General features: G+C 52.7%; 1 rRNA gene. It reads left to right on the forward strand.

Going from position 1 to position 450, the window contains the following annotated elements:
- Positions 1–171 precede the first annotated feature (171 nt).
- Positions 172–450, forward strand: a 23S ribosomal RNA gene (locus tag ON23_RS05830); the annotation flags it as partial.

Here is a 450-nt window from a genome sequence, read left to right on the forward strand (position 1 = left end):
ATATATCGACACACTGTTGGGTCCTGAAAGAACAGACGTTCTTTCCAGGCAAAAGATACGATCCGCCCGGATCTCTTGTGAAACCAGCCTCTGTAGGGGTCGCGGTCCTTGAGTTCGATTCGGTGCGGGTGTGTTGTTTGAGAACTGCACAGTGGACGCGAGCATCTTTGTTAGTAAGTGTGTAAGAGCGTACGGTGGATGCCTTGGCACCAGGAGCCGATGAAGGACGTAGGAGGCTGCGATAAGCCTCGGGGAGCTGTCAACCGAGCTGAGATCCGAGGATTTCCGAATGGGGAAACCCAGCACGAGTGATGTCGTGTTACCCGCATCTGAATATATAGGGTGTGTGGAGGGAACGTGGGGAAGTGAAACATCTCAGTACCCACAGGAAGAGAAAACAATAGTGATTCCGTGAGTAGTGGCGAGCGAAAGCGGAAGAGGCTAAACCGG

Source organism: Nocardia cerradoensis NBRC 101014, from assembly GCF_000308535.1.
Lineage (GTDB): Bacteria > Actinomycetota > Actinomycetes > Mycobacteriales > Mycobacteriaceae > Nocardia > Nocardia cerradoensis.